Annotated in this window: 16 protein-coding genes and 1 riboswitch; of the genes, 6 read left to right on the top strand and 10 right to left on the bottom strand. The window is 63.5% G+C overall.

The window, feature by feature from the left end:
• Window positions 1–19: 19 nt before the first annotated feature.
• Window positions 20–1,282: a lipase family protein gene (locus M2342_RS02595; protein WP_264577917.1), complete on the top strand. Its 1,263-nt coding sequence runs from the start codon at window positions 20–22 to the stop codon at window positions 1,280–1,282.
• A 321-nt stretch (window positions 1,283–1,603) separates the two neighbouring features.
• On the opposite strand, the gene M2342_RS02590 is transcribed toward M2342_RS02595, so the two are convergent.
• On the bottom strand, window positions 1,604–3,871 hold the full coding sequence (locus M2342_RS02590; protein WP_264577916.1) for a TonB-dependent receptor: 2,268 nt from the start codon (window positions 3,869–3,871) through the stop codon (window positions 1,604–1,606).
• Between the two features lie 421 nt (window positions 3,872–4,292).
• On the opposite strand from M2342_RS02590, the gene M2342_RS02585 reads away from it, so the two are divergent.
• A complete protein-coding gene (locus M2342_RS02585; protein WP_264577915.1) occupies window positions 4,293–5,747 on the top strand; it encodes an amidohydrolase family protein in 1,455 nt (484 codons plus the stop codon).
• A 61-nt stretch (window positions 5,748–5,808) separates the two neighbouring features.
• On the opposite strand, the gene M2342_RS02580 is transcribed toward M2342_RS02585, so the two are convergent.
• The 7 genes from M2342_RS02580 to M2342_RS02550 form a co-directional block, all read right to left on the bottom strand.
• Window positions 5,809–6,738: a DUF4402 domain-containing protein gene (locus tag M2342_RS02580; RefSeq protein WP_264577914.1), complete on the bottom strand. Its 930-nt coding sequence runs from the start codon at window positions 6,736–6,738 to the stop codon at window positions 5,809–5,811.
• 131 nt (window positions 6,739–6,869) lie between these two features.
• On the bottom strand, window positions 6,870–9,521 hold the full coding sequence (locus M2342_RS02575; RefSeq protein WP_264577913.1) for a hypothetical protein: 2,652 nt from the start codon (window positions 9,519–9,521) through the stop codon (window positions 6,870–6,872).
• Between the two features lie 16 nt (window positions 9,522–9,537).
• Entirely contained in the window at window positions 9,538–10,485 is a 948-nt protein-coding gene (locus M2342_RS02570; protein ID WP_264577912.1) for a hypothetical protein, read from the bottom strand.
• 34 nt (window positions 10,486–10,519) lie between these two features.
• Entirely contained in the window at window positions 10,520–11,092 is a 573-nt protein-coding gene (locus tag M2342_RS02565; protein ID WP_264577911.1) for a hypothetical protein, read from the bottom strand.
• Between the two features lie 19 nt (window positions 11,093–11,111).
• Window positions 11,112–11,555, bottom strand: coding sequence for a DUF4402 domain-containing protein (locus M2342_RS02560; protein ID WP_264577910.1), 444 nt, complete (start codon window positions 11,553–11,555; stop codon window positions 11,112–11,114).
• A 349-nt stretch (window positions 11,556–11,904) separates the two neighbouring features.
• Window positions 11,905–11,981, bottom strand: a riboswitch (cyclic di-GMP riboswitch).
• Window positions 11,982–12,502: 521 nt separating this feature from the next.
• Entirely contained in the window at window positions 12,503–13,582 is a 1,080-nt protein-coding gene (locus tag M2342_RS02555) for an FAD-dependent monooxygenase (RefSeq protein WP_264577909.1), read from the bottom strand.
• Between the two features lie 20 nt (window positions 13,583–13,602).
• Window positions 13,603–13,803, bottom strand: a complete 201-nt coding sequence (locus M2342_RS02550) for a hypothetical protein (protein ID WP_181561543.1) — start codon at window positions 13,801–13,803, stop codon at window positions 13,603–13,605.
• A gap of 294 nt (window positions 13,804–14,097) precedes the next feature.
• On the opposite strand from M2342_RS02550, the gene glpD reads away from it, so the two are divergent.
• The 4 genes from glpD to M2342_RS02530 all read left to right on the top strand — a co-directional run bounded on the left by glpD (window position 14,098) and on the right by M2342_RS02530 (window position 18,925).
• The gene (gene glpD, locus M2342_RS02545) at window positions 14,098–15,615 is read left to right on the top strand and encodes a glycerol-3-phosphate dehydrogenase (RefSeq protein WP_264577908.1); all 1,518 of its coding nucleotides are present in this window, start codon (window positions 14,098–14,100) and stop codon (window positions 15,613–15,615) included.
• Between the two features lie 28 nt (window positions 15,616–15,643).
• Window positions 15,644–16,480, top strand: coding sequence for an MIP/aquaporin family protein (locus tag M2342_RS02540; RefSeq protein ID WP_264577907.1), 837 nt, complete (start codon window positions 15,644–15,646; stop codon window positions 16,478–16,480).
• Between the two features lie 39 nt (window positions 16,481–16,519).
• Window positions 16,520–18,007, top strand: coding sequence for a glycerol kinase GlpK (glpK, locus tag M2342_RS02535; protein ID WP_264577906.1), 1,488 nt, complete (start codon window positions 16,520–16,522; stop codon window positions 18,005–18,007).
• A gap of 129 nt (window positions 18,008–18,136) precedes the next feature.
• Window positions 18,137–18,925: a DeoR/GlpR family DNA-binding transcription regulator gene (locus M2342_RS02530; protein ID WP_264577905.1), complete on the top strand. Its 789-nt coding sequence runs from the start codon at window positions 18,137–18,139 to the stop codon at window positions 18,923–18,925.
• A 66-nt stretch (window positions 18,926–18,991) separates the two neighbouring features.
• On the opposite strand, the gene M2342_RS02525 is transcribed toward M2342_RS02530, so the two are convergent.
• Window positions 18,992–20,311, bottom strand: a complete 1,320-nt coding sequence (locus tag M2342_RS02525) for a hypothetical protein (protein ID WP_264577904.1) — start codon at window positions 20,309–20,311, stop codon at window positions 18,992–18,994.
• A gap of 56 nt (window positions 20,312–20,367) precedes the next feature.
• On the bottom strand, window positions 20,368–21,279 hold the full coding sequence (locus M2342_RS02520) for a LysR family transcriptional regulator (RefSeq protein WP_264577903.1): 912 nt from the start codon (window positions 21,277–21,279) through the stop codon (window positions 20,368–20,370).
• Window positions 21,280–21,299: the final 20 nt, after the last annotated feature.

Below are 21,299 nucleotides of genomic sequence, written 5' to 3'. Positions count from 1 at the left end.
AGCGCTAGCCCGGCCGGCGATGGGACAGGAGACCGCGCCCGCGCCTGAACACACGGCGCAGCACACTGCCAGCCCGGTTGATCTGGGCGACATCGATGGCGATGGCGGCGTTTCAGCTTTCTATCAATGGACCGGCGAAATCCCCGCACCTGGCCAGATGCTGCGGCAAGAGCCGTTGCCGGCGGACCGCAGGCAGCCGGAAAGCGGCCAAGCACTGCGCATCCTCTATTCCTCTACGAGCGGCGTGGGAGATCAATGGCCGATCGTCGTTTCGGGCATGCTATTCCTGCCCAAGGGAAGCGCACCGAAGGGTGGTTGGCCGCTCGTCTCGTGGGCGCATGGCACGACCGGTTTTGCCGATGTCTGCGCGCCCTCGTGGAATGGCACGTCGCTGCGCGATCAGGGCTATCTGCAGCGCTGGCTGGAGGCGGGCTTTGCCGTCGTCGCGACCGATTATGAAGGGTTGGGGACAGATGGCGTCCACCCCTATCTCATCTGGCGTTCCGAGGGGCATGCCGTGCTGGACGCCGCCCGCGCCGCCTCCGCCGCTTATCCCGCTGTGCTGTCGCGCCGTGTGGTACTCGTCGGTCAGTCCCAGGGCTCGGGCGCGGCGATTGGCTCTGCCTATCTGGCAAAGAGCTATGCGCCACAGCTAGACCTGCTCGGCACCGTCGCGACCGGCCTCGTCATGACCTTCGATACGCCGGAGGCCGCCGGGCAGGCCGCAAAGGGCGAGAAGATGACCGATCCCCGTGCGATGGACCCGGGCTTTGCCATGCTGCGCATCGCCGGCACAGATCGCGCGCTCAATCCCGATCTTGATCCGGCCGATTTCGTCACGCCCGCGGGCTATCCGCTGCTGCGCCTTTCGCGGCACGGCTGCCTGCGCGACCTGATGGCCAAGGCGGAGGAGATGGGGCTCAAGGACGGGCAGACGGTCTTCACAGCGGATCTCGCGCCGCTCGACAGCAAGATGGACGCCGCCTTCGCCTTTACCGATGGGCGCATCCCCGGCCCGCTGTTCGTTGGCACCGGACTTGCGGACGACATGGCCGGCACGCAGGGACAGTACAACGCCGTGCGCGCCATGTGCGCGGCGGGGACGCAGGTCCATTGGCACACCTATCCGGGTGAGGACCACAGCACCGCCGTCACGGTTTCGGCTGCCGACTCCATCCCCTTCGCGCAGAATCTGCTCAAGGGCCATGTGCCAGCCTCTAACTGCGCAAGCATCCAGCACCCCGGGCCAGTCCAGCAGCGCAAGGACGCTTATATCGACTGAGCGGCGGGCGACTTCATAAGCCCTTTTTCCGGCGCGCGAGCGCGCTTTTGCGCGTGATTACTGCGCGCGCAATTTGGCGTAAGCCCCACCCTTAGCCCCCTCCAGTCAGGAGACACGTTGGGTGAAGGACAGTCGCGCGCCGGAACCGCCTCGGCTATACATCCCGTCCCGCCATTTCTGCCAGGCAGGCGCCCAGCGCGCCTGCGCCGATCAAGTCGGCCCACGACTTTCGCGCATAACAAAGCAGAACGGCGGAAGCATCGCTGCTCCCGCCGTCGCGCGACCCGAAGGGCTATTTGCCCTTCGTCTCAAATCCTGTCGTCAGTAGCGATACTGGAAGGTCAGCCCCACCGTGCGCGGGCGGTAGGTCTGGTTGTAGTAGAGCGGCGAGCCTACCGAGTCGTGATTGCGTGCCAGCAGGTCGTTCGAGTTCAGCAGATTGTCGACGAAGACGGAAAGGTCCACGCCGCTGAACCGCGCGCCGGCACGGGCCGAGACGAAGTTGCGGCCGGGCAGTTCGGTCAGGCCGGCATCATAGCCATAGGTGCCGGGCACCGCGCCGCGGAAAGTGTGGCTGGCGAAGGAATATTCGCCACGCACATAGCCGTCCACACCTGCGCTGAGCTCCCGTTCGTAGCTGCCATAGACGCGGCCGGTCCAGGCCGGTCCGCCGATGTGCTGCCCGTCGGCCTTGAGCACCAGCCCATTGCCGCCGAGCACGTCGCTGTCATAGGTCAGATCGACATAGGCCACGTTGCCGCCGATGTTCAGGCCGCGGGCCGCGCGCAGATCCAGCGAGAGTTCGCCGCCCTTACCCGTGGCGTTGCCGAGATTGTAGATGAAGGAGAAGGCGCAGGTCGGCAAACGCACGGATTGCTGGATGTTCTTCCACTTCATCACATAGGCACTGGCACCGACCTGGAGCGCACCGCCGAACAGCGAGTTCTTGGTGCCTGCCTGATAGGACCAGAGGTTATCCGACTCATAGGCAGTCGGGCTCTCGGTCAGGCCGAGCGTGGCAAGATCGCCCGTGCACAGGTCGCTGACGATCTTCGCCTGAGCACCACCGGGGCGGAAACCCTTGGTCGCCGAGGCATAGATCATGTTGTTGGGCGCGAACTTGTAGGAGATGCCGAAGTTCGGCGTCCAGGCGTGTTCCTTCATGCTGGCCGTCGTGACGGTGCGCACGCCCCGTGAGGTCGGACCATCGGTGATGTTGGTGAAGTCGAAATCAACATGGCTGTAGCGGATCGCGGCGGTCAGCGTCAGCTTGTCGGTCGGCTTGAAGTCCAGGCTTGCGTAGCCGGCGATCTGTTCGTCCTTGGCATCGACCAGGTTCACATAGCTGTAGACGCCTTGATATTGCTGGAAGCCGTTCACCAGAACGCCAGGAATACGGCCAGAGCCAGTGTAGTTGGCGAATTCCTGTTTGCTCTTCGAGTAATAGACGCCGGCCGTCCAATCGAGCAGCGCGTTCTCGTAGGACTGCAGACGCGCTTCCTGAACGAAGTTCTTCTGACGCATGTTCAGGTATACGCCCATGTTGTTCAGGTCCTTGTTGGCGTAGGTGCCGAAAGGACTGCCCGAGCGCAGGACCGAGAAATAAGTCGCGTAGTTCAGCGTCTGCTTCTGCTTGCGATCGAAGTAGGACGTGTTGGTGATCAGGTCGATATTGGGCGCAACTTCCCATTCGACCTTCAGGGCCGGTAGGTAGAAGGTGTCCGTGCTCGGCTCGAGGGCGTAGACGCCGCTGTGATAATCATTTTCTGCGGCCAGGCCGTAGCCTTCCCAGAAGTCATCGCGCGAGCGGGTGTGGACGCGCTGATAATAGAAGCTCGGAGTGATGGTGAGCGTCTCGGTCGGCTTCATGCCCAAAGCAGCACGGAAGACGGCAGCGTTGCCGGAATTGATGTCCTTGGCCTTCACCACGTCGGTGCCGTGCACGACCTGATCGATGTAGCCGCCCGTGTCCTGATACCAGCCGCTGAGGCGGAAGGCGACCTTGTCGCTGATCGGCGCTCCGAAAGCGAGACCGGCTTCGTAGCTGGGCGAGCCCTCCTGCGTGAAGGAAACCTGCGCGCGGCTGTAAATTTTAAGCGAGTCATAGTTCGGTTCCGGCGTGATGAAGCGCACCGCGCCACCCTGCGCACTTGCGCCAAACAAGGTGCCCTGTGGGCCGTACAAAACCTCGACACGGTCGAGGTCGAAAATCCGGGGATAAGGGTTGCCACCATAATAGCCAACGTTGCGGATCTGGATCGGCGTTTCGTCGATGTAGATCGCGGTCGTGGCGGAGCCGACGTCCGAGGAAAGGCCGCGGATCGCGATGTTGCTGCCATTATTGGCGGTAGAACCGGCGCTCGACGTGAAGTTCAGCGCGGGGGTCAGCCGGGAGAGGTCGTCGATCGTGCGAACGCCCTGCTGGTCCATCAGGCGCTTGTCGTAGCTGGTGATCGAGAGGGGAACCTCGTTGATTGCCTGTTCGCGCCGCGTCGCGGTGACGACGATGACGCCCTGATCGTCAGCAGCCTCCGCTGCGGCAGCATCGGCGGCGTCGGCAGCATGCGCCGTGCCGATGCACGTGGCCAAGACAGCGGCTGCGCAGGATATGGAGAGCGCGCTGAATGTGCAGCGGCCGCTGCGTGTAGACCCGTTTTCGTTCTTGATGAGAGACATGACTCCGACCCCTTTTTCTCGATACTTGCGAGTAACCTCTCTTGCGCCACGCACCGTCCAGATGTCCTCGCGTGTAACCTCCCTGCTGTTGACCAGCATTTCTGGGCACCGCGTTCCCCGGCGCACACACATCAAGACAAAGTTTTGCCCGCTGCACCATTGCAAGAAGCGAACCGACCTGTTGCTAAATGTGTAAGAGGAGGGTCCGGCGTTGTTGCAAGCGGCGTCGAGCGATCTCTTTTTTGCACCGCCTGGAGCGTCCAGGCGCTTTAGAGTGATTGCAGATCAAGGCCGTTGGGTTTTGGGTGAGCACAGGCAGAATGGGAAACCCGTCATGACACTGCGGACACTGCTGGCGGGACGCGTCCTTGTGGATGCGCAAGGCACGCTGCTCGGACCAAGTCGGATCAGCATAGGCACCGAAGGACGGATCTTGACGGTCGAGCCGGTGCCCGCGGAGTCGTTAAGTCCGGAGGAGGCCGGGCGCCTGATCATGCCCGCACTGTCCAACGCGCATGATCATGGCAGAGGCCTTCGGACCCTCGCCTTTGGCGCGCCCGATCAATCTCTGGAAAGCTGGTTGCCCGACCTGCGCCGCCACCCTCGAGTCGATCCCTGGCTCAACGCCGTCGTGGCGCTCGGCAGGATTGCGTTGAGCGGTGTCGCCGCCGTCAACCATTGCCACAATACGCAGGACGGGCACGCCTTGCTCGCTGAGGCGGAGGCTGTGTCGCGGGCCGCGCGCGATGTGGGAATCCGTGTCGGGTTTGGCTGGCCGTTCTTTGACAGAAACCCCCAAGTCTACGGCGATCTGGGCCGTCTCGCCGCTTTCTATCCTGAAGAGCAGCGCGCGGGGATTCTCGCGTCCGCTGATGGAATGCGGGATTGTGCCACGAATTTCTCATGGTTCGAGCAGGCCAAGGCACTCGAGCACGACTATTTCACGCTTCAGTACCATCCGGTGGCGCCGCAATGGACAAAACCCGAGACGCTCGAGGCGATCGCGCGTGCATCAGCAGCGGACGGACGACGGGTGCACACACATATGTTGGAAACCGAGCTTCAACGGGATTGGTCGCGGGCCAACTGTCCGGGGGGGGTCGTGAGCTGGCTAGACAGCCTGGGCCTGCTCAATGAGCAGCTCACTGTCGCACATGCAATCTGGCTCGATGATCGCGACATCGCGCTACTCGCCGAACGCGGCGTCATCGTGAGCGTCAACCTTTCCTCCAATCTGCGTCTCCGGTCGGGCATGCCTCAGATCGGCCGTCTGCTCGATGCTGGCGTGCGTGTCGCGTTCGGGCTGGATGGCATGGCTCTGGACGACGACGAGGATATGCTACGGGAGCTGAGGCTGGCATGGCATGTAGGCGCTCGCGAGACGAAGTGGGGCATGGGCCGGGACCCCGGCAAAATCCTGAAAGGCGTTTTCGACTGGGGGAGGCAGTCCATCCTCGGCACTGCTGCGACGCCCGCCCATGCGGTCGCAGCGGGCCAGGATGCGGATCTTTTGATCCTTCGCTTCGGCGTTCTGGCAGCCGATTGCATCATGCCTGATCCCGATCCTGTTCGCCTTGTGCTCGGACGGGCCAGAGCCGAGCATGTCGAATGTCTGCTCATCGGCGGTCGCCCCATCGTTCAGGGAGGGCAATGCACCGGGATCGATCTGCGCGCACTAGAAGCGCGGCTCGTCGAGGAAGCGCGAGACGCCTTCGCCCGGTCACCGGCGTCTGAGCGAGACATCGCGCAGGCAAAGTCGGCCATAGGGCGCTACTACTGCTGCGAATAGATACATCGATGCTGATTCAAGCGAGCCCTGCGGCAGCTTCCGAGGCGCAACAGGACGCTCGTCAATTATAGCTCACCGTAACGGCAAAGCTGCCGGCGTAATCTCCCGAGGCGGCGCTACTCGGCACCGTGAGAGTGCCCCCTACGCCCAACGTGAGGGAGCCCGATGTATTCAGCGTCTGTGCGCCGCTGGCGGATGGCGAAAGTGTGACACTGAGCGTGCCCCCGCCGCTCCCGCTCATTGTCAGGCTGCCCGGCGTTGTGACCGTGATTGCCGTGCTTGCCTGTCCGCCAATGGAAAACTGCGCGCGACCGCTGGTGAGGCCGGGAAGCAGGACGGGGCTTCCCGTTCCGATGGACCGGGCACCATTCACGTTGCTGATCGAGACAGTGCCGCTGCCGCTCGCAGGCGGTCGGATCGCGCCGAACGCCAGATCGCTGCTCTTGGTGAGGGTCAGCGACTTCCGAATTGTCGCCATCGCGTTTCGGGAAAGCGAAGATGCGGACGGGACTGTCGGCGATTTCGCGACGCCCACGCCCCATGAGGCTGACGCGCTCGTACTGGTAGAGGCGTTATCGCCAAGAATCGGCAGGGTCATTCCAACGAGGAAGGTGCGGCTGCTCGTTGAGGAGAAGCCGGTCAGGGGAAAGGTGATCGAGCCATCGGGATTCGTGGTGACAGCGCCCACCGTTGCAGTGCCGGAAGCCACGGTGAAGTTCTTCACTTTCTGAGCCCGGCCACTGATCGTCGTCAGCGAAAAGAGGCGGACGATCGCCGTCGCGCTCGTGCACGCGCTGCCGCCCGAGCACCGGATGGTGACGGTGGCGGCCGACTTGGTGCCCGAGGCGATATTTCCCCCGCTGCCCGCCGCCGAGGAGACCGCGCCGCTCGTCGTAATGGCGAAGTCGGTGTCGCCGCTCGCCGCCGCCGCCACATTGCCGAAGTTCGGCGTGTTCGTTGTGATAGTGTTGACTGTGAAAGACTGGGCCAACGCCGACCCTTGTGGAAGCGCCACCCAGAGCATTGCCGCACAAGTCGCTGCCAGTGTGCGCAGCCGCCGCACCGGCGCCGGCTGCCTGGTGGGCCAAGCGCTGCGCGCCGCCCCAGATGCGGTCGCATGTCTCAATGCCTTGTCCCTTCGAAAATGACGGTTGCGTTCGCGTCCGGAGCCATGCCTCCCGCTTCCGGAATGATGACGGAGACCGGCGCGGCCATGGCCATGCCCAACCGCCCGGCCTGCTCGCGATCGAGTTCCAAATCATAGGTGCCCGGAGGCAGGCTCTCGAAATAAATGCTGCCGTCGAACTCGGAAACCGCCTCCTTCCGCGTGCCATCCTCACCCACAAGCGCAGCGCGCACGGACGACAGGCCCACGAGCTTGCCAGTCGGTTGCCGCAAGACGATGTGGACAAGCGCTTCCCCTACCGGCTTGAACGGATAAGCCAGCACCGCCACCTTGCCCCGGACGGGCGCAAATTCCACAATTTGGGGAGGGACGGCGACATAGGGCAAATCCACATCATCCAGCCCTATCGTGACTCGGGCGGAGGGGCCATATCCCAGGCCGGTCACCAGCGCTCGGCCGTTCGCGTCGGTGACTTCCTCCCTGGTCCCGCCTTTCAGCTTGAGCCCGGATACAGGCAATTCGCCCGGATCTCGTCGACCGTTGCCATCGGAATCGAAGAAACTTTCGAACGCCAGATTCCCACCCGATGCCGCCCCGGAGCGCCGCACAGCATAGCGCCTGCTCAATGGATTGGGTGCCAGACTGAAGCTTAGCTGGATGCCGACGCTCCAGTCCCCTCGGGGTCTGGAATAATCCGCGCTGAAGGTAAGATCGGCTATCGGCAAGCGGACACTCAATCCCGCTTCCGCCGTCGTATCCCAGGTCGTTACAAATGATTGTCCGGCCGCGAGCCGCAGGGAGGAGCCTTCTCCGACGCTTCGGTCGACAGCCAAGTTAAAGGATCGGGCCTGAAGAGAGGGCTGCACATCATAGTCAAACCCGCCGCGAACTTGCCAGTCATAGCCCGGATTGAGAGACGCCGAGACATTTCCGGTCAATCGGTTCTGAGCCCCTGGCCCGGTCACGCGGTTATAATCCCAGCTGGCAGAGACCAGCGCACGGGCAACGGGAAGCGACATGTTCAATGTCCCATACACGGCGCTCTGTCCGTCCACATAGGCGTCTTGACCGATCCGCAAGGCCACCGGAATGATCGAGCGGTTTCCGGCCTTCAAGCCAAAGTCGAAAGTTGCTTCGGTTCCAGATCGCAGAGCGCGCCCGTCACCACCATGGGGGGCGGCGTCATCGACAAAGCCATTTCGGAATTCGGCGCGTCGTATCGTCGATGCGATCCCGAACGGCTTGCCCGCGATGCCCACGGCAGCAGCATATCCGCTCAGACTGTCTCGCGCTGCATCGGCCTGAACAGCCAGGCCGAATACCGAACCTCGCACGCCGGCCGAGAGGAGGAAGCGCGCGGCATCCTGCGTGGACGAATAGCGCGCGAGACCGACCGCGCCTGTCCAGCTTTCGGAAAAGCCGTACAGCACATTCAGCGTACCGACGAGCCGCCCAGCGCCCACGGATGGCTCCTGCGAGCCTTCGAAGCCAACGAGGGTCTTGCCCTGCTCGCCAATGCCAAAGTCGATAATCAGTTCTCCGGGAGCGGCCTGTCCACTGCCGACGGAAATGACCCGGGTGGTCTCGGTCCGGCTGCCATTGGGGCCATAATCCACAATGCGGATGACATTGAGGCCACGAACCAGCGGGACATCGTCAAATTCGTAGCGTCCTTCGACCGCCGTCGACTGCGCACCGCTCAGGATGTCGTTCACATAAATCTGGACGTCATGCCCACGCGGGAGTTCGCCGCGAATATCGACACGTTCGAAGATGCTCGCCTGCTCCAAAGGCCGGGTCGAAAACGCAAAACCACGCGCGGCAACACTTCTGGGGCCCAGTGCGAGGGCCGGCAGGAATGTATCGCCCAAGGAAGCACTGGTCGCCTGCAGGGGGCCCAGCAAGCCGCCCTTCGACTCACGCCGCTCAAGAAGCAACCGCGCCAGAGCTGGCTTCCCACGATCGTCGGAGGCGAGATAACCTTGAAACCCGGCGTTCAAGAGTGCGGCCGAAGCCCGCACGTCGAACCGCCTTTGAAAGGGTTGCCCACGCGTATCGGAGCCCAAATCCATGGTTACATCGAAGGCGGGAAAAGACAGCATGCCAGCTGGCGCCGCCACCGAAAGAACCGGCTCCAGGACAGCGCCAGAATGCGCGATGCCCCCTCCCTGCGCCATCCGCTCAGCCCGCATCTGCACGGGCAGCTTTTCTCGAGCCTCGAGATTGAGCGTCAATTCCGACACATCCAATGTCATTCGAACCGGGAGCAGCCGTTCCATCAGGGAAACGGTCAGGTAGATGTCGCCGCTGTCTTGCAGCGCGTCACCCGGCTTCAGAATGATGCGCGCCGTGCCCGCCCGCGCCTCACCCAACGCAATATCAAGGAAGATGGACTGGCGAGCCTGGCCCACCTGCCCCGTCAAACTCCCATCTGCCGGTGAAACCTGAACATCCAGATCGAGAAGGCGCGTCAGCGCGCCGACGGGGATGAGAACGATATCGTCGCCCACCTGAAGTGCGGGAAGCGCATCCGATAAAGATGCCCGGTCAAGGACAACCTCAAGCAGCAAAAGTTGAGTATCGTCAGCGGCCAGTTCGCCGCTGTCCGCCCAAAGAGGAGTAGGCTGAGCAGTGGCGATCATGAGCATCAGTCCAATCCACAGGCTACGGCAAGGAGATCTGGCTCTGCGCAAGTATCTTCCCCGGAGCTGTATCTTGGTCGGTGAACACGACGCTGATTTGCTCGCCTCGCTGCGGATGAGAGCGCAGAGCGATCTTTACCTGTCGCCGCTCTATCTCAGGATAGACACCGATCCCCCGCACGACACCCAACGGCTCGTCCTCACGGCGCGCCTTCGCCTTTCGGATTTCGATATCGCCGAAAAGGGAATTCGGCCCACGCCTCACAAGGTCAAAAGTGACGACTGGCATAGGGCTGTTCAGCTCAGACCCCGGCCCAGGGCTCTCCATCGTGAACCGTGTGTTTTCGATCGCGGCCTCAACCTGAGGCGTGCCGATACGCACGATCACAGGGATGGAAATCCCAAGAACAGATGCGATGCGGAACGAAACAGCACCGGGCTCAGCATTCGCAGCCTGATCGGCGGTTAGGCCCGTGTCAGGTGGCGGCACCGCCGTCACCGTCAGATGCGTGCGATATTCGCCGGCGGGCCAGTCGCCGGTGCCACCTGCACGAAGACGGATTGTCTGCCCCATCCCCGGCTTGAGCAGCACGCGCCTGGGCGTCACCAGCATCATGGAACGCGCGGATTGAAGCTTGGCACTGAGGTCTCTCACCTCCGGCGCGCCGTCTGCTTCATCCGTCGGGCGGATCTGACCGGTGGGCAACATGACCCGGTCGACAAAGCTGATGTCATATACCCCGGCGGCAGTCCCTTGGTTGAAGAGGAATATGCTCGACGTCCGCCCCAGCCGATCAAAGGTGATCCGCTTTGGATTGATGTTGAGGCTGGCGCTCCCGCCGGCCTGCTCTGTCGTCGCAGGCTGGGCAGAAGAGGAAGTGCAAAAAGCGGATGGGAAGGCGCCAGCGACCAACGCGATAGCGATAGCGATGCTCTTGCGTTGGTTCGCAGATCGCGTGAGACGCGTCACGACGCCTGGGAGAGTCATCACCGGCGTCTCTCGCTCATTCATATTGCGCCAGGACCAGCAAAGGCCCGCCGTCGGGCCCGTAGCTGTCGCGCAGCGCTTTCAAAAGAAATGGAGGAACAGACAGAAGGCCATCGCCGCTCAGCCGGCCCATGAGGACATCCTCGAAACCCGAGGGGCCGGCTTCAAAGGACGGGAAATTATCATCGCTCAGCGTCGCCATCGGGACACTAAGCGAACCCCCTGCGCCTGGCTGGACGAATGCTTTTGAGACCAGGAGCGAAAACGTCTGGTTGCTGCCCCCGGCGATTTGAATAGGAGCGGCCATCGAAAGCCCGGTGTTTTGGTCGCTCTCGTTTGACTGCGGCCCTGGCGACAAGATCATGACCCGGAGGCTCGACTGAAGAACCAGCACCGGCTGCAGAACAATGTCCTTCGCCGATTGCGTGATCGAAGCTGGCTCCACGATCGAAACCTGGCCTTTCGCATTCGCTTCCGCCGCGTTCGCCTGTGAGGCTGCAAGCGCCGCGCAAAGGCACAGCGCTCCCAGCGCAGGAGCGGTCGCCAGCAACAGGCGCGCTCCCATCCGGATGGATGATGAGACCGTCACGAGACGCTCCTGTCACAGGTCAGTTGTAGGCGACGGTCGCCGTGAAGGTGCCCGAGTAATTGCCAGAGGCCTGCGTATTGGGCAGGGAGAAGCTACCGCCGACGCCGAAGGTCGCGGTGCCAGCTGTGCCGATGGAGCTGGACAATGTGCCTGTTGCGGCACTCGGCGTCAGGGTGACGGTGATCGTGCCGCCGGGCGTACCGGTCATGGAGAAGCTGGCGGGCACCGAGATCGAGAAAGTCTGCCCCCCTTCACCCGAGACCGTATAGGCGGCGCGCGACGTCGTGCCACCAGCGGCAACGGCGTCGCCGGAACCAGACAGGCTGCGATTGCCCGTCGAGGCATCGACAGTGACCGTGTTGGTCCCTGCTACCGAGGGTTTCACGATCGTGCCGAACGCAAGGTCGCTGGTTTTTGCGATCGAGATCGGCTGAACGATCCGGGCTGTACCCGTGGTCGACACAGATGCTGAGGACTGAGCGTAGCTTGCCGCCGGGATGGAACCCAGAAGCGCAATTGTCGCGATAGACTTCAAGTTCACGAACATGACGATGTCTTTCTCTTACTTGATATGCACATGAATTTAATCGGAAAATATTAGACTCCGCCTACCTTAGAGTCCCTCGGGCGACTGCGTTTCGCGGAGCTTTGGATTGCAAGCGCGTGCATCTGGCGAGCCAGTCGCAAGCGACTGGATCACGTGATGATCGGTACTGGTGCTTGCTGACCGTCGCCAAAGACGGGCCGTCGCCCGACGAGGGCGTAAAGGATCTGGAAGGCGCGAGGACGACAGGTCCACAATAGTTCTCCGTTTCGGTAACCCCGCTATCCCTGTGAGGGACCGGAGGCTTTGCGTCCCATCGTCGCCGATGGTTTGCCGTTTCGACCGAGAATCTCGGGCGCTATTAGGTAAATTTTGATTTAACTATTATACGCTACGCAGTCAACGCTTATGTGGTGAACGACCAGATGGAGAATTGTGCGACTACTCCCATGTTGAACCGCAGATCGAGTAGCCGGATTAGGAGCGCGTTTGTTTTCAATGAAATAAACGTGAGGTTTGCGTCATCAGAGCCTAAGCAAAACGCCAAGAACTTCGCGGACTGAAGCGAACCGACGATGCGGTTAGCTCGCGCCAAACCGAATTCCATGAGAATGTATTTCGTTGCCGTCGCTATGATCCCGACGAATTACACATCCGGGCTAAATGCCAAGGCCCCTCCCGCGAAAAACGCCGCTTGGGCTCCTCTCCCCTCGCTTCGCCTGTCAGGGCGTGGAGCGCGCGACGCTGCCAAGCGTCGGTTCTCATCTAAGCGCTTCTGCGGTGGGCCGCTGCCTCAAGATGTCGGCGCAATGCCGGAGGGCGACGAAAGGCAGGCTTGAAAAGGTCTTCGTGCTACCGGCCCACCGCTATGTCAGAGCAACCGCCTCAACCACAGAGCCCACGAAATTCCGGCTGACCTGCTGGCCAGACCGGGCCAGTCGGCGCACCTCGGGTAGCCGGGACGCTTCATATCGCGCGAGTGCGGCTTTGGGGTCGGCCTGCAGGACCGCCGGGTCGAGGCAGCGCGCGAGGGTGAGAGCATCTTGCGCGGCGGTTGCAAAGCCATTGCCTGTCATCGGCGTGCAGACATGGGCAGCGTCGCCAACCAGACACATGCGGCCGGCGACAAGGCGGTCCGGACAATATTCCACGACCGGTGTGCCGAGCACCGCTTTGCGGGCGATACATTCCAGGATCGCGTCGCGCCAGGGCGATGGCCAGTGCCGGCGCGCCAGTGCGGCCAGCTCGTCGAACAATTCATCCGGCATGTCGCTCGGGCGCAGCGAATGCCGCGCCAACGGGCCCTCGACCGCCCCTGTTCTACGCAGGATTGCGTTATGTCCGGCGTCGTACCAGCCCCAGCCGACCCGGCGGCGGCCACGCTCCGGACTGCCATCGGCGGCTGTCAGCGGAAAGCCGAGAAGCACATAGGGCTCGGACTCGAGAAACTCCAGATTGGACGGAAAGCGGACAGACAGCGCCGACTCTTCGGCAAAGCCGACCCAGGCCAGATACTCCGCGAAGACGGCATCCGGACGCTCCGGACTGACCTGCCGCCGCACAACGCTCTGATAGCCGTCCGCGCCGACCAGCACCTTGCCGTCGAACCGCCGACCATCGGCGGTCCTTGCCCAGGCCCGATCCTCCGCCTCTCCCGTCGCTTCCACACGGGCGTTCTGCAGGACGACAATGCCGGCCTCGTCCGCCGCTGCGCGCAGACCGCGATAGACCGATTGCCATGCCTGAACGCCCGTCGCGAGCGCGCCCGTAGCGTGAGGACGCCCGGTCAACTGCTCAAGCAAGCCATAGCCGACCTGCAGCGCTGCCCCGGTCCGGTCGGTATCGGTCGAGCGCTCCAGCAACGTGATCGAGAAGCCATGTCGCGACAAGGCGAGGCCGGTCATGAGGCCGGCGAGCGAACCGCCGACGATCAGAATGTCGCTCATCCGCTCCGCGCTTGCCGACATCAGCTTTTCGGCGTCACCCAGACCTCGACGGGGGCGACGAACTTGCCGGGCGCCGGTTTGCCGACCTGCACGCGATCGATCGTCACCAGCTCGCCGCTTTCCAGATTAAAGCTGGCCCAGGGCTTGGGCATGCGACCGAAGGTCATTTTCTGAACGGGCTGGCCGGTGGCCGAATTCATGATGGTTGCGATGACACTCATGGCCCAGCCGATAGCCATCACGGCGTGCTTCGGTCCAGTGATATTGATAGCCTGCCGACGCCGCGCGGGTACATCCGACGGGGTTCGTTTGAAATTTCGCTTTTCCGTGCGCTGATAGGTCCCGTATCTCGCGCCGACCCCGTCGTCCGGCTAAGCTAACGGGAAACTCGCTAGCCAATATAGTCTTGCGAGCGAAATTCGCTCGCGCCGGCGCCCGACCATCTATCCATCTCAAAATAACGAAAGATACGAAAGCATTTGACTTTCGTTAGTTAGTGCTGCGAAAGTCGCTTCATGGCTATTGAGTATGATGTTCTGGTCGTTGGGGGAGGCATAAACGGCGCTGCGATTGCGCGCGATGCGGCGGGCCGTGGCGCGCGTGTCATGCTCGTCGAGCAGGACGATCTCGCCGCGCACACCTCCTCGGCCAGCACCAAGCTCATTCATGGCGGGCTGCGCTATCTCGAGCAATATGAGTTCCGGCTGGTCGCCAAGGCCCTGGCGGAGCGGGAACGGCTGATGCGTGCGGCGCCGCACCTCATCCGCCCGCTGGAGTTCGTTTTGCCCCATGATCGCGGCATGCGCCCCATGTGGATGATGCGCATCGGCCTGTTTCTCTATGATCGGCTGGGCGGGCGCAGCAGCCTGCCCCACTCCCGGGCGATCAGGCTGGCCGGGGATGGCTATGGCAGCGCCATTCAATCTCGATTTGGCCGCGGCTATGTCTATGCCGATTGCTGGGGCGACGACAGCCGCCTCGTCGTCGCCAACGCGCAGGATGCCGCCGAGCATGGCGCGACGATCCTCACCCACACAAAATGCCTCGCCGCACAAAGGGATCAGCATGGCTGGCGCGTGTCCTTGCAGGGCACTGACGGCACGCCGTTCTCCGTGACGGCGCATGTGCTCGTCAATGCCACCGGCTCCTGGGCCGCTGATTTTCTGCCCGAGCGGGCCGGCGTTGCGGGCGCGGGCACATTGCGGCTGATCAAGGGCAGCCACATCGTCACCCGCAAGCTGTATGAGGGCGACCATGCCTATATCCTGCAGAATCCGGACAAGCGCATCGTCTTTGCCATTCCTTATGAAAACGACTTCACGCTGATCGGCACGACGGATGTGGAGTGGCAGGGCGCGCCGGACGTCGTGACGATCGACGCCGCCGAAACGGATTATCTCTGCGACTCCGTGAACCGCTGGTTCGCAACGCAGATCACGCCGCAGGATGTGATATGGAGTTTCGCTGGCGTGCGCCCGCTCTATGACGACGCGACGACCAACGCGTCGGAGATCAGTCGCGACTACGTCCTCTCGCTGGATCATGCCGGGGGCGCGGCGCCGGTGATGAGCGTTTTCGGCGGCAAGATCACCACGCACCGCGCGCTGGCCGAAGAGGTGATGGACAAGCTCGCCCGGCACCTTCCGAGCCTGCGACCGGCCTGGACAGCCACCGCTCCGCTGCCCGGCGGCGACCTGGGCGCGGGAGGGCTGGACGGCCTCATTGCCGGCCTGCGGGAAAAGGTCGGCTTTCTCGGCGAAACCACCATCCGCCGCCTGGCGGAGAGCTATGGCTCACGCATCTTCAAGCTGCTCGCAGGCGTGAAGACGGCCGACGATCTCGGGCAGCATTTCGGCGCCGGGCTCACACAAACCGAAGTGGATTATCTTCTCACGCATGAATGGGCACGCTCGGTCGACGATATTGTCTGGCGTCGATCGAAACTTGGCCTGCATATGCGCAGGGAAGAGGTGGCGGTGCTGGAAGCCTATCTCGCGGATCATGCGAGGGTGGACGTCAACGCCGTCGGATAAATGACAATCAATAAACGTGGAGGGGCCAATGTCACCGGGGAAGGCATTTACTGGAGAACTGATCTCCGAATGCATTGCAGTGTTCATCATCATCACCATCGGCTGTTCTGCCGCCGCGATGTATTTTCTCTATGATCCAAGCCCTTACAGCACAGCCTATTTCGGGGTGTGCATCACCTGGGGTCTTGCCGTCACCATCGCCATCTATGTGACCGGCGCCGTCTCCGGCACGCACGCCAACCCGGCGGTGACCCTCGCGCTCATGATCTATCGGGGCTTCCCCGGACGCAAGGTCGTGCCGTTCTGGCTGGCGCAAATCTTCGGCGCATTTCTGGGTGCCGCGGTGGTCTATATGATGTTCTCACCGGTGATCGACGCGTTCAACGCCACGCAGGGCGTGGAGCGGGCGGCCGGTGGCGGCGCCGGTGTGTTCTTCACCGCGCCGGGGGCGCACATCACGCCGATCCGGGCGTTCTTCAACGAGATCGTACTGACCGGCTTCCTGCTGCTCGGCATCTTCGCGATCACCGAGGAATATAACACGCAGGCGCCCGAGGCCAATTCGAGCGCGCTCATCATCGGCCTGCTGGTCGCCATGATCGGCGGCGGCGCGGGGTATCTGGAAGGGTGGCCGATCAACCCCGCGCGCGACCTTGGTCCCCGCATTTTCGGCTATCTGGCTGGCTGGGGCGAATCCGCTTTCCCGGGGCCAGGCAATTACTGGTGGGTGCCCATCGCCGGCCCGTTCTGCGGCGGCGTGCTGGGCGCCAGCGTCTATCATTGGCTGATCCGGCCATTCCTGCCCGCACGCCACAAGCGCGTCCTGCAGGAGACGATCCCCGCCGAGGCAGACGCGGCCAACTGACAATCGCGCCGCGCAGCCGGCGACCACAGGAGAGCAATCATGGCCCAGCCACCTTATATTCTCGCGATCGACCAGGGCACGACTTCGACGCGGTGCATCCTGTTCGATGCCGCCGCCAATCCGGTCGCCACGACGCAGCGCGAATTCAAGCAGCATTATCCCAAACTCGGCTGGGTGGAGCATGATCCGGAGGACATCTGGACCGACACCGTCGCCATGATGCGGGATGTGGTGGCCAAGGCCGGCGTCGATGTCGCGGATGTCGCCGCGATCGGCATCACCAACCAGCGGGAGACTGTTGTGGTGTGGGACCGGGCGACCGGCAAGCCCATCCACAACGCGATCGTCTGGCAGGACCGGCGGACCGCCGATGAATGCGCGCGGCTGAAGGACAGCGGCGCCGAAGAAATGGTCACCGCCAAGACCGGGCTGCTGATCGACCCCTATTTCTCGGCGACCAAGGCCGCGTGGATATTGGACAATGTCGCGGGCGCCCGCGCTGCCGCCGAGCGCGGCGAACTGGCGTTCGGTACGATCGACAGCTTCCTGCTCTGGCGGCTGACCGGCGGCACGGTCCACGCAACCGACCCCACCAATGCGGGCCGCACGTTGCTGTTCAACATCATGGACCAGGCCTGGGACGACGAGTTGCTCAGCCTCTTCCGCGTGCCCGCCGCGATGCTGCCTGAGGTTCGGGACAATAGCTGCATCTTCGGCCAGTGCGATGCCGAGATTCTCGGGAAGGCCATCCCGGTCGCGGGGATGATCGGCGATCAGCAGTCCGCGCTCTTCGGTCAGGGCTGCTTCCGCACCGGCATGGCGAAATCAACCTATGGCACAGGCTGCTTCGCGCTCATGAACATCGGCACGGAGCCCGTGCTCTCGAAGACGCGCATGCTCACCACCCCGGCCTATCGCTTGGCCGGAACGACGACCTATGCGCTGGAAGGCTCGATCTTCGTCGCCGGCGCGGCGGTCAAATGGCTGCGCGACGGGCTCAAGATCATCACCCATGCCTCGGAAACGGACGGCATGGCCACCCGCGTGCCGGACAGTCATGGCGTCTATATGGTGCCCGCCTTTGTCGGCTTGGGCGCGCCTTATTGGGATCCGCACGCGCGCGGACTGATCTGCGGCCTCACGCTCGATGCGACGGACGCGCACCTGGCCCGCGCCGCGCTGGAATCCGTCGCCTATCAGACCATGGACCTGATCGACGCCATGAAGGCCGATGTCGGCGAAGGCGAAACCGCCTTGCGCGTCGATGGCGGCATGGCGGTCAATGACTGGCTCTGTCAGTTCCTCTCCGACGTGCTGGTCGCGCCGGTCGAGCGGCCCGCCATTGTCGAGACGACGGCACTGGGCGCGGCGTTCATGGCCGGGCTGGCGACCGGCGTCTGGAGCAGTCTGGATGACCTCGACCGGATCTGGACCCGCGAGCGGCGCTTCGAGCCCAAGATGCCGGAAGCAACCCGATCGGCCGCCGTCGATGGTTGGCGCAAAGCGGTTGAACGCGCCATTTCCTAAGCCGCGCTTTCGCCCCGCTGTTCCATGCCACGAAGGGCAGGCCGCGCAGCCATCACGGCCCCCCGTGATGCCGTGCGCCGGGCTACAAGGACGCTTGCAACTCAAGGATCGAGGCGTCAGAACGCCGGCATGTCGAGCGCATCCAACACCCGCCACCGCCAGATCCTGGATCTGGCGCGCCGCAACGGCAAGGTGACGGTCGAGGATCTCGTCGGCCGCATGAATGTGACGCCCCAGACCATTCGCAAGGATCTCAACGATCTGTGCGAGCGCGGTTATCTGTCGCGGGTCCATGGCGGCGCCATTCTCGGCTCAGGCGTCGAGAATCTGGAATATGAGGCCCGCCGCCGCCTGTCCGTGGCCGAGAAAAAGGCAATCGGCAAGGAGGCTGCGGCCCGCATTCCCGATGGCGCCTCCCTGTTCATCAATATCGGCACCACGACCGAGGAAGTCGCGCGGGCGCTGGCCGGTCGCAGCAATCTGATGGTCCTCACCAACAATCTGAACGTGGTCGATATCCTTTGCCGCAATAGCGCAATCGACCTGATCGTCGTCGGCGGGCGGGTGCGTCATGCCGATCGGGCCGCGGTCGGCCCCACCGCGGTCGATTTCATCCGGAACTTCAAGGTCGATTTCGCGGTCATCGGCGCGTCCGCCATCGATGAGGATGGCTCGTTGCTGGATTTCGACCTGAACGAGGTGCAGGTCTCGCACGCCATCGTCGAAAACTCGCGCTCCGTCATCCTCGTCGCGGACAGCAGCAAGCTTACCCGCAGCGCCCCGGTCCGCATCGGCCACATCAGTGCCGTCGACATATTGGTGACCGACTATCTCGACAGCCCGGAACTCGCCGCAGTCTGCGCCGAGCATAATGTCGAGGTCGTCAACGCAATGCCCGAAAGCGCCACGACGGAGTAAGGCGCAGCGCAGGAGGTTCGTGGGGTTGGCTTCACTCCTCCGAAGGGGAGGGGCTCAAGATCCCGCCTAGCCCCTCACCGCCCGCGCGACGGCCGCTTCGACCACGGCGCGATGGGCTTCCACAACCGGTTCGAGCAGCGCGGCATCGACCTTGTCGATCGTATCGTCCTCGACATGGCACCAGCGATGGATGCCAAGGCCGGCGAAGGCATTCACATAGCCCCGGTCGATGATCGAAGACAGCTCGCCCGCGCCACCGACGACTTCGATCGGCCGCTCATAACCCGCAAGCCCGCGAAACGCCTCAGTGGTCTCTGCCATCAAGCCCGGCGAGGTCATGAGGACACGCTGCGGATCGGCGCAGGAGAGAAGCTGGTGATTGCGGCTCAGCACCTCATAGGCATCGCGGGTGGCCAGCCCGGCGCCCAGATGGGTCCAGATTTGTGTCTGGGCGGCCGGCGGCCCCTCGGAGAGAGAGTGGTGCGTGCCGGCGAAATCGAGCTCATGCCCGCCGGCGTTGATGGCGAAGAGCGAATGATCCGGGTAGCGGATCGCCGCCCAGCGGCACAGCTCGAGAAAGGCGGCAGTCCCGGGCGCCCGCTCGCCGACGCTGACGCCCCAGCCCGAGCGGGGCGTGGAGAAAGCCAGCCACTTGGGGCCCGCCTCGCGCCGCGCGATGATATTGCTGGTGTGGCCGGTCGCGCTTTTCCCGGTGAGAATGAGGGTCAGGGGTCGGCCCGCGGCAACCGCCTCGGCGATGATCGGCAGGTCGCGCGGCGCCATCAGCGCGATGGGCACGTCCGCGATGGGCTTCAACCGGGTGTTGAGCGCCACGATGCTGCCGGTCGGCCCGGTCGTCACGATGACGATCGCGGCCGGCTTGTTCGGAATGACCCGATCCAGCATCGGCTTGACCTCGCCCGAGAAAATCGCCGCGTGGCGACCATAAGGCAGGACGACGATGGCGATCTTCCCGGCGACGCCCTGCGCCTCGAACGCATCGCGGACCAGAACGGCCGGTGCGGTAATGCCCTTCGCAGGCGTGGGGACGACGACCGGCTGCGCGGCCACCGCGACCCGCTTGTCCCCGGCGCGCAACTCCGTCACCGCCGGCTCGAATGTGGGGATCGGGAATTTAACCTCATCGACCTTGAAGCCGACCGTCGCGAGGCGCTTGCCGATCCACGCCGCGGTGGCAAGATCGCCCGCAGAGCCCGAGACCTTGCTGCCGAACGAGGCGTAGGTCTCCATGTCTTCGCGCAGCTGCTTTTGAAGCGGAGACGCGAAGGGCGCGGCGCCGGTGGGTGCCGGAGCGGATGCAGCCGAGGCCGGCGCTCCGCCAGCCCAGACGGCAACGCCCGCCAGCCCGACAGAAGCCTGAAGCATATCACGCCTGCTCTGCATCGATGTGTTCCTTCTATGGGTCGCCCGCAGGCGCTGGTTCAGTTGGCCGGGTCCGCCCGGTCCCAGGGCGCCACGGGCTGGGTGAAGGCGAGGAGATCTTCGATCAGCGCCTGCACCAGCGGCAGGCTCATTTTGACATTGGGAACCAGGGCTTTGAGCCAGAGAGATTTGACTGGAAAGTCCGGCAGCAATTGCACGAGCCGGCCAGCGCGCACGGCTTCGCGCGAGACGAACTCGCTCAGCATGACGATCCCCGCGCCCCTCAAAGCGGCATCGCGCAGGACGATGGCGGTGTTGACCGCAAAGCGCGAACTGACGTCCACCGCCAGATCGCCTGACTCGCTCTCGAAGACCCAGGTTCCCCCGACCGACTGCGAGTTGAGGCAATCATGCTCGACCAGCTCGCGCGGATGCTTGGGGTGTCCCCTTCGGGCCAGATAGGACGGCGCGGCGCAGATCACCATCGGATGCTCGCACAAAGGGACATCCATCACACCGGCATAAGAGGCGGCCATGGCGCCGATCGCCAGATCGAAGCCCTCCTCGATCGGGTTCACGGACCGATCGACCAGCATGAGATCGATGCTGACGCCGACATGGCTCTGCACGAAATCCGCGAAGAAGCGGCCGAAATAGCTGCTGGCCACCGTGGTCGGGCATTTGATCCGCAGGTGCCCGTCTAGCGCCTGGCGGGATCGGCGCGCGCCGGCGACGACGTCGTCGGTCTGGCGCACCAGCGCGCGGACGCGCGGCAATTGTCGTTCGCCAAAGGCCGTCAGCTCGGCCTTGCGCGGCGTCCTGACGAACAGCATCGCGCCCAGTTCATCCTCCAGTCGCCCGATCCGCTTGGACATGACCGACGGCGCGATATTGAGCTTGCGCGCGGCAGCAGCGAGGCTGCCGCATTCAACCACGGCCAGAAAGGCGCGCATGTTGAGCAGCGTATCCATCAGGGCGCGCTCACGAATGG

The organism is Sphingobium sp. B8D3A (genome assembly GCF_025961995.1).
GTDB lineage: Bacteria > Pseudomonadota > Alphaproteobacteria > Sphingomonadales > Sphingomonadaceae > Sphingobium.
This window is presented reverse-complemented; position numbering and strand designations above follow the sequence as displayed.